General features: G+C 46.8%; 3 protein-coding genes. All 3 read right to left on the bottom strand.

Annotation, left to right across the window (positions count from 1 at the left end; translation table 11 throughout):
• On the bottom strand, positions 1-3,304 hold a 3,304-nt coding region (locus QD47_RS26485), incomplete at its 3' end, for a non-ribosomal peptide synthetase (protein ID WP_152643879.1).
• 14 nt (positions 3,305-3,318) lie between these two features.
• Complete coding sequence (locus QD47_RS26480; RefSeq protein ID WP_044648923.1) at positions 3,319-7,944, bottom strand: non-ribosomal peptide synthetase; 4,626 nt, start codon at positions 7,942-7,944, stop codon at positions 3,319-3,321.
• Positions 7,945-7,967: 23 nt separating this feature from the next.
• Positions 7,968-15,814: non-ribosomal peptide synthetase (locus tag QD47_RS26475; RefSeq protein ID WP_044648924.1), on the bottom strand; the 7,847-nt coding region annotated here is incomplete at its 5' end.

Here is a 15,814-nt window from a genome sequence, read left to right as displayed (position 1 = left end):
CCTGCTCCCGGTGAAGCATAACCGCCTGATTAAAGTGGTCCGGCACAGGCTGCCCTTGCTCCACAAACCACTGCTGAATCGGTGTCAGCAACACGGCTCCGCTAACCTCTTCCTGATCAGCTAATTGGGTATCTGACACACGCAGATGCGTAGCTAGCTCAGCAACCTCAGGGTACTTAAACAAGTCTTTGATATCCAGCTTGTATCCTGCCTGCAGCAGGCGTGAGGACACCTGAATCGCCTTGATCGAGTCCCCGCCCCGATCAAAAAATTGATCCGTCAATCCGACCGGACCGCCGCCCAGTACAGCCTCCCACACATGGGCCAGAGCCTGCTCCTCTGCTGTCTGCGGAGCCCTATATACCTGCGTGGAACGAGAAATTTGTTCCGGTGCCGGCAATGCCTTACGGTCGATTTTGCCGTTAGGTGTGAGCGGCATTTGCTCCATCTGAACAAAGTGCGAGGGAACCATATAATTCGGGAGTTCTTCACTCAGCTGCTTGCGAAGCTCGCTCCCTGTCACTTCCCGTTCTGCCACGTAATAGGCAACCAATTCGTGTTGGTTTTGGCTGTTTGCATGTGCCAGTACGATGACCTCTTGCATACGATCTGCCTTCAGCATAGCCGCCTCAACTTCGCCCAGTTCAATCCGATAACCGCGAATTTTGACCTGCTGGTCAATCCGGCCCAGGTACTCAATGTTGCCGTCAGGCAACCATCTTGCCAGGTCGCCTGTCCGATACATGCGTTCATAGCCCGCTTCCCCACCTGCAAACGGATTGGTCACAAATTGTTCAGCCGTTAATTCCGGACGGTGCAGGTAACCGCGTGCCAGTCCTGGGCCGGATACACACAACTCCCCTGCTACTCCAGCAGGTAAAAGATGACCATGAGCATCGATCATGTACACCCGGTGGTTGGGTACGGGACGTCCTATAAAAATGGTATCGATTGCTCCGGGGTGTTCCGACACCGGCCAAATGGACGTTGCTACCGAGTTTTCTGTAGGTCCATAGCCATTAAAATAGGCGACCTGATCCTTCCACTTGGTTACGAGCTCCATCGAGGAAGCGGAACCAGCGGTGAACAGAATACGCAGATCCGGCATTCGTTCTGGGTTTAGATACACGGCATAGGTAGGAGGTAATGCCGCCACCGTAATTTTATGTTCCGCCATGTACTGTTCAAACTGGTTGTAATTCAGTATGATTTCCGAAGTAGGCACGTAAAGTGTCGCGCCACAAAATAGCGCCTGAAATATTTCCCAGCAGGCAGCATCGAATGCGTAGCTCGCAAACAGTAGGGCATGATCTGTCGGACTTATCTGCAATGTTTCATCAAAATACGTTTTCAGGTTACACAATCCATGGTGCTCCAGCATTACACCTTTAGGCTGTCCGGTAGTACCTGAAGTATATATGACGTAGGCTAGATCGTTTGCTCCTGATACGGCCTCCAGATTTGATCCTTCCATGTGATACACAGTTGGATCTCCATCTAATACCAGGACTTTTCCTCCAAAGGCGGCTTCTTCGACCTTTTCCACAAGATGGATTTGCGTCAAAAGCAGGTCTGCACCGGAATCGTCAAATATATAACGGATACGTTCCTCTGGATATGACGGATCGATGGGTACATATGCCCCTCCTGCTTTAAGAATAGCGAGAATGCCAACCACCATATCTATAGAACGATCAGTCATGAGTCCAATTAGCCGATCGGTTGTTGTGCCGTAACTACGCAGGGTACGAGCCAGTCGGTTAGCACGTTCATTCAGCTCAGCATAAGTCAGACTGGAGTTCTCACAGACAATTGCTGTTGTCTTCGGTGTCTTTTCTACTTGTTTTTCAAAACAAAGATGGATGGTATCACTAGAAGGATATGAGGTCTGTACTCCGCTAAATTCGGATAAAACCTGACTTTTCTCTTCCGTTGTCAGAAATTCCAAATCGGAAATCGGTAGATCCGGCTGTTGAACAATCTGCTCCAATCCCCTTTTTAGATGACATGCAATTAGCCTAATCCAATTTTCATCATAAACCAGCCGATTGTAACTAAAAGTAACTTCATACTGTGATCCAGGAACGACAATCACATTAAAATCATAGTTGGTCTGTACAATATCCTCTACGTCGGTAACCTGAAGTGTATCAGGCCCTTTTTCCGCATGAATAAGCTCCTCTGAATAGGGGTAGTTTTCAAAAACAACAATATGACGGACTAAATTTTGTTTCAAATCCGTGTGATTCTGAATATCTGCCAGGGAAGAATAGGAGTACTGCCCAGACTCGATGTTGGAGTTCTGCACAGATGTTATCAAATCTGAGAATTTCTGGTCCGTATAACTGGTTATGCGTGTTGGTATTGTGTTAATGAACAATCCAACCATATTTTCAATTCCCGGAACTTCATCTGGTCTGCCAGATACTACGGACCCGAACACAACATCCCGGCTGTGGTTGTACATTTGAAGCAACAATCCCCATACCGTCTGAAATACAGTGCTGACTGTCGTGTGGTAGTGTTTAGCTATTCTCTCCATTCCTTGAGTCAGTTCTTTCCCCAGCTTGCATGTGTAACGTTCTGCTTCGAAGATTGGATTCAATGGACGGTTATAACCCGGCAAAATTGTTTCATTTTCAAGCCCATTTAAATACCCCCGCCAATAGGCTATCGCTTCTTCCTTGTCCTGTTGCTCCAGCCACTGAATAAAACTGCTGTACGGATATACCGTATCCAATTGTGCAGGCACTCCAGACCGAAGGGAAGTATACATAGTAAAAAATTCCTGGGCTACCGTTCCCATGCACCAACCATCCATTATAATGTGATGAACACTCCAGACAAGTCTGGAAGACTCATCATCCCATTGAAACAGGGCAAGCCGAATCGGAACATCTTTTTCCAAGTCAAAACCGGCTTGACGCTCTGCCTTTAAAAAGGCCGTAAAATGCTCCCTTTTCTCAGCTTCGGGAAAAGCACTGATATTCTTGAAATGAACAGGCAACGCATCACGTTCCTCCAAGACAATTTGAAGCGGACGTTCTGTTTCTTTATACATAAAAATGGTACGGAATATATCATATCGATTCATGAGCTGCTGCAAGCTTTGCTGAACCAGATGAACATCCAGCACTTCATTAAAGGTAATAACGGTTTGTTCAAAGTAAGCTTCTGATTTTGCGTCGAGGATGGAATGAAACAACATTCCCTCCTGCATCGGGGACAGCGGATAGATATCTTTAATATTTACCTGTGCCAAATCATTCACCTTTCCTTTATCCATGTAGAATTTGAGTTTCAACTTGCGGATATCCTTTATTTCAACAGATTTCCCAGCTTATCCGATAATCGGCTTGATATGTGTTCAAATTGCCCCATAGACAATTGATTATATGTAAAATCCGTAGGGCTGCGCTCCGCCTGATCCTTAGTACAACAATGATGGATAAGATTCAATAGATGTTTTTTAAAGCCGTTCGTTAATCGCTCTACCGTCGCTGCACCATATTCAAGCCCGTTATATTCAAATCCAAACCGAAGGATTCCGTTCGTTATCATGCCGTTAATGTCAAATGTACTCGTCTTTTCTGCACGCGGGCTTCTCTCACCATTGGCTAAGTCTGCTAATCGGGAAATACGCCAAGGTATGTCTGCGCTGTTTTCTTCGTCGAATTGTCCCAAATAATTGAAGCTAATTTCCGGGAATGGTGCTGCGACTAGAGAAGCGGATTTAGTCTGGTCTTTGGTCAAATAACGTAAAATACCATAACCGATGCCCTTATTAGGCACCCGCCGCAGCTTATCTTTAACCATTTTGATCTGATAGGCCAAATTCTCGGGTCTGTTGACCTCGATTACAAAAGGGTACTGGGAGGTAAACCAGCCGACCGTACGAGAGATGTCCAAATCTTTAATGATCTCCTCCCTGCCGTGCCCCTCCAGCAAAATCGGGATTTCGTTATAACCGCTCCATTCATAAAAAGCCAGACCCAAGGCTGTAAGTAACAGATCATTCATTTCCGTATGATAGGCATGATGTACATGCTTCAACAGCTTTTCCGTCTCATCCCTGCTGAGTACCACCTCCGCTAGGCGTCGATCTTGTATCAGGCTAACCGCGATTTCATGATCCCTTGGCAATCGACGTATCCTGCGTGAATCTACATTGTTCCAGTAGCTGATTTCATGGCGTACCTGTACACTTTCGGCGTAAGTGGTCAGTCCTGAAGCCCACTCTTTGTAAGCATCAGTCTTGGCAGGCAGATTCGGCATCTCACCGCGGGCTACCTGATCATAGGCGGTGCCCAAATCTTCCAGCAAAATTCTCCAAGACACACCGTCTACAATAAGATGGTGGATAACGATCATCAGATGATCTTCACCGGATAAATGGAATAAAACCAAGCGTATGAGAGGGCCTCGTTGCAGATCCAGACTGCTTTGCAGCTCATCACCAATGTGTCGGATTTCTTCTTCAGGCTGGCTTGATTGTGTCAAATCATAGCTCGTTATTGTAAAGAACTCACCTTCGTTCACTCCCCTGTTATAGGCGGAGGCTCCCTTTTCCTCTTCCACAAAAATGAGCCGTAATGCATCGTGATGGGCTACCAGCTTGTCCATGGAGTTTTTCAGCCATAATTCACTCCATCCTCCATCATTTTGCAGCATGACCGCCTGATTATAATGGTGACGATCTCTCCGATGATGCTGAAAAAAATCGAGTTGAATGGGTGTCAATTCTACCTCACCCTCTACAATCCCCTGGGGAATGATACGGGTGATTTTTTTTATAAACGGTGCTATCAGGTGAATTTCAGGGTAACGGAATAAGTCCTTTACTTCCATTTTCAGGCCTTTGGCATTTAAGCGGATTGCAATTTGCAATGCTTTAATCGAGTCCCCACCAAGCTCGAAAAAGTTGTTGTGTAATCCAATTGGTTTAACGCCAATCACTTCTTCCCAGATCAAAGCGATTGTTTTTTCCAATTCATCCTGTGGTGCCTCATACACGCTATCCAACAGTGCTATTTCATCCGGTTCGGGCAGATTGGATCGGTCTATTTTCCCGTTATGGGTCAATGGCAACTGTTCCAATACAATGATTTGGGCTGGAACCATGTAGACTGGTAACTGCTGAGCCAGTTTATCTCGCAGCATATCTTTCTCAGCTGCACCTGCAACATAGGCACATAAGTACTTTTGTCCCGCTTTGTCCAGTCGATCAACAACAACCGCCTGGCGTACTCCTTCCGTTTCGAGCAAAATAGATTCGATTTCTCCAGGCTCAATCCGGTATCCGCGAATTTTATATTGGTAGTCAGCTCGCCCGATAAAATCAATATTCCCATCTGGCTGCCAGCGCGCCAGATCCCCAGTACGATACAAGCGTCCACCGGGCGAGAACGGATCAGACACAAATTTCTCCGCCGAAAGCTCCGGCCTGTTCAGATATCCCCGCGCTACAGAAGCTCCACCAATACATAGCTCGCCCGTTACACCGACAGGGACCAGACGCATCCTGTCATCAACAATATATAACTTATGATTCGGTAGAGCTCTGCCGATAGAGACAATACCGGACAGAGGCAATTTTTCCAGCTCGTCCTCATAAAAGCTAGATTCAATTGCGGCTTCAGTAACTCCATACGTATTAATAATCCGCATCTGGTTGCCAAAGCGGGTCAACATCTTCCGGTAATCTGCAACAGCCAAGCTATCTGCTCCAGTAGTAAGCAGCTTTAGGGAACTGATATTTGTACCATGTTCATAGATATAATTCAAAAGCAGAGCTAAAAGCACAGGAGGTGTCTCGAACGTAGTAATCTCCTGCTGCTCCAACAGTGCAGCTAGGGCAGCTGGGTCATTTCTCACGTTTTCAGGACAAATGACCAAGGTACCTCCATTGACAAATGCCTTAGCCAAATCGCATGCAAACACATCAAACGACATGCTGGCAATTTGCAGTAGCTTAACAGGGAAATCTTTGAATCCTTGGCTGTGTCTGTAACCAAGTGCGGTGTTGACATATTGTTGATGTTCAACCATAACGCCTTTGGGCTTACCTGTGGTACCCGATGTATAAATGACATACGCCAAAGAGCCAGGCTCATATGTGGAGATATACTGCTTGTTCGAATCCATCTCGGGCTGGAGTGGCAAGGTAGCGAGATCGACTACCTCGCCCATAAAATCCATTGTTTTCAGCCAGCCCGTCAGGTGAGATTGCGTAAGCACAATCGTCGTTCCGCAGTCACGCAGCATATATTCAATACGTTCTTCTGGATACACGGGATCTACTGGCACATAGGCAGCTCCTGCTTTCATAATTCCCAGCACCGCCACTATCATCTCAACAGACCTGTCAACCATGACAGCGACCAGACTCTCCCGTGTAATTCCACGCTTCTGCAAAAGATGGGCAAGAGCATCTGCTCTGTCATTAAGTTGTCTGTAAGTGAGCATCGTATCTTCATATATGACGGCCGCTCGTTCTGGTATACGCTCCGTCTGTGCTTCGAATATCCCGTGAAAAGTAAGTGCAGGAAACTGGACAACGGGTCCGCTCCATATTTTCGTCAAATTAGCCTCTTCTTCGGTTGTTAACAGCCGAACGTCACGGAGGCAAACATCTGGATTGCTGGCAACTTGCAGGAAGATATGCTTCAAATGATGGGCCAGACGCTTCATCGCTTCACCGTTGTAAACCTTGCCGTTATAGGACAATATGAAACTCATTGCCTTCTTGTCTTCAACTTCAATATTAAAGTCATACGGTATTTCTTCGAATAACCGGGCGTCCTCAATAATGAATCCGAGTTTGTCTTGCCAGTCCCGTCTCCCGATCATGTTTTCCAGCGGATAGTTCTCGAATACAACGATGTGATCAAGCAAGCGTTGCTTGAGTCCAGATTGCGACTGGATTTCAGCAAGTGAACAGTATCCGTTCATCCTTCCTTGGACAGAGGCTCTCTGGACATCGCGCAACAATTCAACAAAACTCTTTTCTTCATTTAATCTAATTCGTAATGGAATAGTATTAATGAACAATCCCACAATTCGCTCTACTTCATCCAATTCCGAAGGGCGGCCAGATACCACTGTGCCAAAAACTACGTCCTTGCTTCCGTTGTAACGACCGAGTACAATTCCCCAGACTGCCAGAAAAAGACTGCTGAGCGTAGCTCCATTGCATTCAGCAATCGTACGCAAACTGCTGGTCTCTTTTTCCGTCAGCGTCGTTTTATATTCCTGCAGCAGATAGCCGCCTTTTTCATGAGTTGTGGCTGGAGTTTTCAGCATCGGAAGTCCAGCCGTTTGTTCATAACCTTGTAATATAGAACTCCAGTAATCCTTGGCCTCCTCCTGGTCCTGTTCCTCAAGCCAGTCGGAATACCCGGCGTACGGCCGTGGTTCAGGCAATTGAACGGGGCGGCCTGTATGAAAGGCCTCGTAGGCCGTTAACAACTCGTCCATTATGATGCCAAGACACCAGCCGTCCATAATAATATGGTGAAAACTTACAAGCAACGTATAAGCATCTTTATCCGTTTGAAGTACAGCCATCCGGATGAGCATATCCCTGCTCAAATCGTAATGGGTGTTACGGTCCACATCCATAAATCCACGAATAGCATCGGCTTGCTCCTTTTCGTTCAGCCCTGTCATATTTTCGTAAGTAATCGCCGTGTTTCGCTTCTTAAAGACAATCAGCCGCGAACGAGAAGCGGATTTATGATAAATGTTCGAGCGCAGCGTTTCATGACGCTGAACCAGCAGTTGAAAGCTTTTTTGCAGGGCATTCCAATCCAGATTTCCCCGAATAGAAATACGTAATTGCTCGTAATAAGCCTGTGATTCTGGTTCCATCAGCGCATGAACGAGCATTCCTTCCTGTAAGGGAGTCAAGTTGACCACTTTTTCAATTTCAAGTCCTTTGATCATGGATATCCTCCTCATACGAATCGTTATAGATTCTCATAAAATTGCTTCATGTCTTCAAACTCATCCAGATCCAAACCACGTGCTCCCACATCCGATGGTGTTAGTTGCCGTCCGGATTGGTCCAGACAATGCTGAATAATGCCCGACAAATGATGTTCAAAACGCAACAGTAGCATTCGGATAGTATCTGCTTCATACGCGTGACGGTTATAGAGCATGCAGATGGAAAGCTTACCGTCTTTCAGCCGCCCATCCAGATAGAGGGGATAGGCTAAATCTGAGACGCTACAATTCTGACCGGACCATAATTCAACATCCATAGGTGATGTATGAAAGTGAGAGGAACTGACCGATTCAGAATGAATCAAGCGGAAGCCAATTTCCGGGTGATACTTAGCATTGAATTCCGATCTACCGGAGGTTGCAGAACCATATTTTAATAATCCATATCCTAAACCCTGGTTGGGTACTTGCCGGACCGTCTCCTTTACGTTTCGGAGCAAAAGAGAACTGTCTTCCCCAGGCTCCATATCCAGAACAAGCGGATATATGGAACCGAATTGACCTATGGTTCTTGAAAGGTCCGGTTTATCCGAAGTCCCAGTTTGTTGCTCCCGATCATAATGTTCAAATCCAATGGCAATCGTAGACTGTCCGGACCATTCCACTATAGTCAGTCCCAATGCAGCAAGCAGTAACTCAGCGCTCACTGTATTATAGGTTTGGTTAGCCCGTGTCAACAGTTGGCTTGTTTTCTCGTCCGAAAGCTGTATGATGCAATGTTCTACTGGACGAAGTGTTTCGGAATGTGCAGATGTCCTATGGTCCTTCGGTAAAAATTCTCCTACAAAATTAACCTTATCCAGCCAGTAGAGTTTCTCTTTGGCCAGCTTTTTGCTGTCTGCATAGTCTTCTAGCCACCGCATCCAGGAGCGGTAAGAATCTGTTTTGTCAGGCAGCACCCTCGGTTCCCCGTTGAGAGCTTGTTCATAGGCAGTTGTGAAATCCTCAAGCAAGATACGCCAAGATGTGGGATCAGCCACTAGCGGATCTACAGAAAGGAAGAACTGATCGGAGCCGGACATTCGGAATAAGCCTGCGCGGACTCTGGGTCCCTCAAACATTCCATAACTATTTTGAATCCGGAAGCATTCGCTCTGTAATTGCTTGCTAGCTTCATGGTCATCATCTGCAAGAGAGAACACATCAAGTGTGAACAATTCTTCATTTTCATCTCGGTATACAAGGGTAGACGATTCGTCGATCGACGCCAGACCAAGCCGTAGTCCCTCGTGATGAGTAGTTAATGTTTGCAGCACAGACCGTAACAGATCCTCATCGAAGTCCGGGTTACCCGCAAATAGCATGGATGTTGTCGTCCGCAAGGTGTAAAATGTACCCAGTTCATTCAACTGCCGCTGAATCGATGTTATTGGAATCTCTCCATGTATCGAATTCTGGTCTGTGTAGCGGAACAAAGTTGTCACAAGCTTGCTGAGATCCTCAATGAACGGGTGCTCCATCAAAAGAGAAATGTCAAGGGAATAACCATGCTGACGCAGACGTGAGGCAACCTGAACGGCCTTAATAGAATCGCCGCCAAGCAGAAAAAAATGATCTTGAACGCCTATATGGTCACATCCCAAAACGTCTTGCCATACCACGACCAGCGCCCTTTCCACATCAGTTCTCGGAGCAACATAATCCGTTTGTAAAGAGTCATGTCGGTCCGGCTCAGGTAAAGCTTTTCGGTCAGTTTTTCCATTGGCCGTAAGAGGAAGCTGCTGCATAGGCACCACATATGCTGGAATCATATAAAACGGCAGCTTCTGCTTGAGCGCATTCTGCACGTCCAGCGGACTTAAAGGCTCAGAAGCCACAAAGTATGCACACAAATCCTTGTAGCCGTCTTTGTTCTCCCGGGCTATGACTACTGCTGATTGGATTCCGTCTACAGACAGCAACTGCGCTTCAATCTCGCCCAGTTCAATACGATATCCTCTCACTTTTACCTGTTGATCGATCCGACCCAGATACTCAATGTTGCCATCAGGCATCCAGCGCGCCAGATCTCCTGTGTGGTACATCCGCTTATAATCCTCCGCTCCGCTGTTAAACGGATTGGCAGCGAACTTCTCCTTGGTCAATTCCGGTCGATTAAGATAGCCACGGGCTACTCCTATACCACTGATACAAAGTTCTCCCACCACTCCAATCGGCTGCAATCGCTCCGTACCTTCCTGTACAACATACAAATGAATATTATCAATCGGTTTGCCGATCGGGATCACCGAGTGCTCTTCCACAGGCTCGCATTCAAAGAATGAAACGTCTACAGTAGCTTCTGTTGGACCATACAAGTTAATTAGTTTTACGCTTCCAATCCCTGACATAATTCGATAGAAACGCGCCGCCTGATGAGGAGGCAATGCTTCGCCGCTGGCAAATACATGTTTTAACGTTTTCAATTTTGCTTGCACCGTTTCCCTTGGCTGCTGCTCCAGATACTCCAGAAAAATATGCAGCATCGCGGGTACAAAATGAAGGGTGCTTACCTTGTCTTCATTAATCGTGTTCAGGATCTGTTCGGGAGACTTTTCTCCGCCGATTGGCAATAAGCTTACTTTAGAGCCTACCATCGACCACCAGAACAACTCCCATACGGATACGTCAAAAGTAAAGGCAGTTTTTTGCAAAATCGTATTTTCTGCGCTCAGGCCATATCTATTGTGCATCCAGCAGAGCCGATTCACGACTGAGCGGTGTTCAACAATAACCCCTTTCGGTTTCCCTGTGGAACCGGATGTATAGATGATATAGGCCGCATGGTTTGGTTCTGCTAGAGGCGCAAGGTTGGAGGCATCTTCATGCCAGCTACTCATGCAGTCTGTCGTAGGCACCGTCGACCTGGACGCTTGCAAAGCCATGATCGTGGAAGCATAATCCAACACCATTACCTTGCAGTCCGCATATTGCTTCAGCTGTTCTGCAAACTGTGGTTGTGTCAGCATCAGTTGTGTTCTCGAATCTTCAAGCATATATTGAATTCTTTCCTGTGGGTATCCCGGGTCAATTGGTACATAAGCTCCACCTGCTTTTAGAATTGCATAGATACCAATCATCATCTCAGGTGAACGCTGAGCGATAATCCCCACCGGCTGATCCGGTCCCACTCCTTCCGCCCGCAGCGTTCGCGCTAAACGATTCGCCAGCTCATTCAACTCTTGGTAAGTCATACACTTATCTCCAAATATGATTGCCATGTCATCTGGAGTCCTGCTAACCTGCTGCTCAAACCTTCCGTGAATCGTTGCATCCCGCGGAAAATAGGCAGAGGTGTTGTTGAACTCATATAGTAATAAGTGCTTATCTTCTTCTGTCAGCATATCCATGTCAGCCAAGCGAATTCCGACATCTTGAGTTACGATTTCCAACACTTTTATATAATGGAGGGCAAATCGCTCAATCGTCTCCAACTTAAACAGACTGGTCGCATACTCCCAGGAGAAAGTTAACTGGTCTTGAGTTTCCGTTACATGTAATGAAAGATCGAACTTCGATACACCTAAATTAAACTCATTCGGTTGCAAACGAAGTCCGCCGAGTTCAATGACCTCTGTTCCCTTATTTTGCAGACTGAACATCGTATCAAAGATGGGATTGCGGCTTACATCGCGTACTCGATCCAGTTTGTCGACCAGTTGGTCAAATGGATATTCCTGGTGCTCCAACGCAAGCAGAGTGTTATGTTTGACGTCCTCCAGAAAAGCACTGAATGGCTGGGATGCCAGCGGTCGATTACGGAGAACTAAAGTATTCACAAATATGCCGATCATCGCTTCCGTATCCGCATGCCCTCTACCCGCTGCCGGTGAACCTACGAGGATGTCCTCTTGCCCGGAGTATTTGCTTAACAGCACATTATAAGCTGCCAAAAGCACCATAAAGAGCGTTGCTCCCGTGTCTCTTACCAATTGATTAAGTCTATCCGTCAGCTTGGATTGCACAATGAAGGTAAGGCTGTCCCCTGCGAAGCTCTGACTTGAAGGACGAGCAAAGTCAGTTGGCAGGTCCAATACAGGGAGCTCGCCGTCCAACGTGTCTAACCAAAATGCTTCATCCTTTGCTAGGCTGTCTCCGGCATAATGTTGTTTTTGCCAAAAGACATAGTCTTTGTAGTGCACGTCAATGGGGGCAAGTGGCATACCCTGATACCGCGTGCTGATCTCATCCATTAATACTGCCATCGAGAAGCCGTCTGAAATGATATGGTGCATATCGATCAGCAACATAAACTGGTCACGATGGATTGCGAACAGCTCAGCACGAATTAAAGGAGCCTTACTCAGGTCAAAAGGCTGAATAAACAGTTCACGGGCGTGATTAGCATCCTCTTCGGAAATTGGAGTAACAGGAATGTCCAGTGAAAGCATATCCTGTACCTTCTGCACGGTTTCCCCGTCTACTATCTCAAAATACGTCCGAAAGGATTCATGCCGTGAAAAAACCTCCTTCACTGCATCAATGAACCTGGAAACGTGTAATTCTCCCTCTATATGCAGCTGACCCGATACATGATACGCTGCACCTCCACCCAGTTGGTCCAGCACATACATTCTTTTTTGAGCGGGAGATACCGGATAAAAGGGCTGTAAATCTGCCGGAACAAGCGGCTCAAACTTTCGCTTTTGTCCTCCTTTTACATGTGCCGCCAGTTGTGCAACCGTTTGCAAATGTAAAATTTGTACCAGCGGAATATATACTTCGAATTCCTTGTTAATTCTGCTTAGAATAACAGTCGATTTTAAAGAGTCTCCACCCATTTGAAAAAAATTATCGTTGTATCCGATATCAGCATTCAAAACTTCCTTACATATGGATATCAGTTTGTCCTCAGTCATATTGCCGTCAGAAACCTGCTTCTGCGAGTCCTCTATCCTGATATCTTCTGGTTTTGGCAATAATTGAAAATCCGGCTTTCCATCAGCCAAAAGAGGGATGCTATCCATCAGAACCCAAAAGCGAGGTTGCCCATAATCAGGAAGTATTGAGCTAACACTCTCTTTCAGCTTCGCTATATCCCACGAATTAGAATTATTGTCCACTATATAAGCCACTAGATACGAAGAGTAACTGCTCTCACCGTCTTTCCGTGCCATCAAAACACAGGCATCCAAATCTAGTGTTCGCAAAAGATGTTTCTCTATCTGCTCAAGATTCACTTGATGCCCTCGAATAAGAACATCTCGGTTGGCTGCACCGATATGTCGAATTCTCCCTCCAACCTCGATATAAGCCCATTCCAGCGTCGTTCCCAGTAAACCAGCGGAAGTGGCCAAATATACTTGTCCGATGGTACCAGTAGGAGACGGATGTTTATATTTATCCAGGACACAAAGATAGTTCCCTTTAGAATCCGCGTATGTCGCCCACACTCCCAGAAGCCGCTCCCTTTCCGTACTTCGAAGCAAAGACAGCGCAGATACACGCATTCCGTCTTCCTGCACAATCGAGCTCAGCAGATGTAAAAAGTATTGCGCCCATACTTCCATAGTGTCTTGTTGAAAAAGACTCGCAGCATAGTCGAAATCAAGCCGCAACTGCTGACCAGACTCCGTAACATTCAGAAACAACTCATATTGACAGGACAATATTTCATGCTCCAACAATTCTGTTTCCAGTCCGTAATAGTGAAACTCTGGAATGGGCCTATCCATATTGAACAACACCTTAAGGACGGGCAAATGGCTTAATCCTATCTGGGCAAGTCCGGCAAAGCTGTATTTCTGATAAGCATCCAGCGTATGCATTACTCGCTTGACCGTCTGCGTGAATTCCGTGAACGTTGCTCCAGAGTCTACCTTACAAAACACTGGAAGCAAGTTAACGCAGTTGCCAATTAGCGGGGACACACCCATATGAGATTGCCCTGCGGTTGGAATACCTACCATTATTTGATTTTGGCCTGTCAGTCTGTGCAAGAAAAGCTGAAAAACAGACAATAAAGTCACAAACAAGCTGTTGCCAAGCCGAATACTGACTGATTTCAGTTGCTTCACCAGAGGCGCATCCACCATAATGGTGTGCCGTGCTCCGCGCGAAGAAGGAGAGCTGATGTTGCGTTGGAGAGACGGCAAGTCAAGGGCGGGCAATGGCTTCGCAAGTACATCCGACCAAAAAGCAAGGGCAGCCGCTCCACCTGCCTCTAACTGGTTTTGCTGCCATGCTGCGAAATCTCGGAACGGAACAGGATCGGGAAGCGTGCAGTGTTCCCCCCGTACACAAGCGGAATAAAATCGTTCCAATTCATGGAAAAACACACCTATGGACCAGCCATCTGCAATCAGATGATGAAACGTAAATGCAGCGATGTGCTTCTCATTCGACGTTTTTAAAAGCTGGATACGGAATAAAGGTTCTCCCGCACTTATTGGGAATACGGTCTCCCTATCCTTATCCATCCAAGCACGGATATCGTGTTTCTGCTCCTCTACAGAAAGACTGCTGATATCATGCAGCAGAATGCTGAGGGTCATTGCCGGGGCGATGATCTGCGTTTCCCCATCCTCTCCCATGAAGGTGCGTAAGGCTTCGTGGCGTTCCACGATGCGATGGACAGCTTCATTAAATTCCTTAACATGTAGCGGACCCCGGAAACGCAGTAAAACAGTCTCATGAAGCGACTGCGATTCCTTTGAATCCGAGACTGAGGCGAACCATAATTGCTTCTGATCCGGAGTCAGCTTAATCGTCGATTCCTTAAGGTTTGCAGTTGCAGTTTCAGGAAAAAAAACCTTGTTTAGATCTTTTTCATGAGGGTGCAGATCCGGCACAAATCCTCCTTTGCGCAGCTCATTAACGCTCTCTTTAATTGCCTGTACAATCCGCTCTATATCTTCCGAAGTATGAGCCGTTGACAAAAAACAGTTCCGACCCTCCCATATATAAATTCCTTTATCCAGCATGTGATAGAAGAATAGTTCCAAGTCACCTTTAAGGACGAAGCGGAACAAGGAACCGAAGTAAACGACCTTTATAGGTATGTGTTCCTCCGTAAAATAGTGATTCAGTTCTGCTACGAACGCCTTCGTACGACTATTTAGCTCGTTATGCAATTGCCCCCTGTCCTTCTCCAACTGCTCTAGTACGGCTAGGGAAGCAGCCATAGCCAGGGGGTGATGGCAAAAAGTTCCCGCTACAAACGTCCGCTGTTGCTCATGCGGTGGATAAGAGTCATCTCCGAAGCTCCACATTCCTCCATCAATTCCATCCATGAACGATGCTTTCCCTGCCACGATACCGATGGGAAGACCGCCGCCAATGATTTTACCGTAAGTTACAAGGTCGGCTTCAATGCCGTACCACGCCTGCGCCCCCCCCGGCTGAATACGGAAGCCCGTAATTACCTCATCAAAAATGAACGCGGTCCCGGATTGCTCCGTAATCTGGCGTACTTCCTTCAGAAAAGCTGCGGGCTGGAAATCAGGGCGACGACTCTGTACTGGCTCTATGAGAACAGCAGCCAGTTCATGGGCATGGGAGCGGATATATTGGAGTGACTCGTCCGTTCCATAGCTGAGCACAACGACATCGTCCACCATGTGCTGAAGTACGCCAGGTGCCAGGGGAGTGGAATGTTGTTCCCTGTCATCCGTTGTTCCCCCCAATGCCAATATTCCATCAAAGGTACCGTGATAGGAACCAGAAAAAATCACCACTTTATCCCGCCCGGTGGCAGCCCGTGCTAACCGAAGAGCGACCATAATCGCCTCTGTCCCCGAGTTATATAGCGCAATTCGTTCCATGCCTGTCATTTTGCAAATTTTTTCGGCAATCTGCCCGGCCATATTAGACATCGGTCCAAGGCACA

This window comes from Paenibacillus terrae, assembly GCF_000943545.1.
In the GTDB taxonomy this organism is placed as follows: Bacteria; Bacillota; Bacilli; order Paenibacillales; family Paenibacillaceae; genus Paenibacillus; species Paenibacillus terrae_A.
The sequence above is the reverse complement of the archived record's forward strand: the minus strand, read 5'-3'. Positions and strand labels throughout refer to the sequence as shown.